The organism is Xenophilus azovorans DSM 13620, from assembly GCF_000745855.1.
GTDB lineage: Bacteria > Pseudomonadota > Gammaproteobacteria > Burkholderiales > Burkholderiaceae_C > Xenophilus > Xenophilus azovorans.
The window spans coordinates 1-1,333 of record NZ_JQKD01000131.1 but is presented as its reverse complement, the minus strand read 5'-3'; the positions used below and the strand labels follow the sequence as shown (position 1 = coordinate 1,333).

The 1,333-nt window shown below is 64.9% G+C and carries 3 protein-coding genes; all 3 read left to right on the top strand.

Translation table 11 applies throughout. The features are described 5' to 3' along the window. Positions 1-47 precede the first annotated feature (47 nt). Positions 48-476, top strand: a complete 429-nt coding sequence (locus Q392_RS26385) for a transposase (protein ID WP_084217431.1) — start codon at positions 48-50, stop codon at positions 474-476. Next, on the top strand, positions 473-805 hold the full coding sequence (gene tnpB / locus Q392_RS26380; protein ID WP_038215689.1) for an IS66 family insertion sequence element accessory protein TnpB: 333 nt from the start codon (positions 473-475) through the stop codon (positions 803-805). The genes Q392_RS26385 and tnpB overlap by 4 nt, the downstream gene beginning before the upstream one ends. A 76-nt stretch (positions 806-881) precedes the next feature. Beyond that, positions 882-1,333 (top strand): IS66 family transposase (locus tag Q392_RS26375; protein ID WP_038215687.1); only part of this gene is annotated, 452 nt, incomplete at its 3' end.

The window sequence follows — 1,333 nt, the reverse complement described above, 5'->3', positions numbered from 1 at the left end:
CGTATGCGTCCGGCAAACCCATCTTGAATGCGGCTTAGGAGCAAAGGATGCTCGTATCCACTACGACTGTTGGTGGACACGTGCACACTATCTCTCCTCAGGCGTCGGGCGACCGGCGACGCCGTCGTTTACATAGCGACGAATTCAAGGCCCATGCGGTCGCTTCAGCCGCGCAGCCCGGTGTCTCCATGGCATCCGTGGCGATGGCACTGGGCATCAATGCAAACCTGCTGCGCCGCTGGGTGCGGGACGCGGAGGTGTCGCCTGGCGGAATGGCGGAAGGCACCGCTCGCAAAGCTTTGCCCAGCACCGAGGCTGTGTCGTCGTCCTTCGTGCCCGTGCAACTGCCTGCGCCGGTCACGCCGGCGAGCGAAATTCGCATGGAAGTCAGGCGAGGTTCCACGACCATCGTGGTGACCTGGCCGGCGGCACTAGCCACCGAGTGCGGCACGTGGCTGCGCGAGTTGCTGCGGTGATTCGCATCGACGTCATCTGGCTGGCGGTCGAACCGTTGGACATGCGTGCCGGCACTGAGGCGGCATTGGGCCGCGTGGTGAAGGTGTTCGGCGAAGCCCGTCCGCATCACGCCTATCTGTTCGCCAATCGGCGAGCCAACCGCATGAAGGTCCTCGTGCATGACGGCATCGGCGTGTGGCTGGCTGCCCGACGACTCAACGCGGGCAAGTTCGTCTGGTCGACTGACAGCGCGCACACCCTGAGTCTGAGCCGAACTCAGTTCGATGCGCTGGTGCTGGGCCTGCCGTGGCAGCGCTTGGGAGAAGCCGGCATCATCCGCGTGATCTGAGCCAAGGCTCTCGAGGCTTGGCAATTGCTGGATATGCCGATGTGATCGGCGCAGTGGTGCGCGACGATCACACTCCATGATCAGCGCGCAGCAGCTGGAAGCCTTGGACCCGCAGGTGCGGCAGGCGATGTTGTCGTTGATGGCGGAGGTGGCCGCGCGCGACGAGCAATTGCGCGCCAAGGACGCTCTGATCGAGCAGCGCGAGCGAGACGCGGCGTTCAAGCAGGCGCTCATCGACAAGCTCACGCACGAAGTGGCGGTGCTCAAGCGCATGAAGTTTGCCGCGACGAGCGAGAAGTTCGCCGGCAGCGCCGAGCAGAAGAGCCTGCTGGAGGACACGCTGGACGAAGATCTGGCCGAGCTCTATCGGGAGATCAAGAGGCTGGGTGCCGACGGCGATGCTCCCGGCGACAAGACTGGCAAGAAGACGCCCAAGCGGCAGGCACTGCCGCCGCACCTGCCGCGGCGCGACGTGCACCACGAGCCCGAGTCCACGGTGTGCGGTTGCGGCTGCCAGATGCAGCGCAT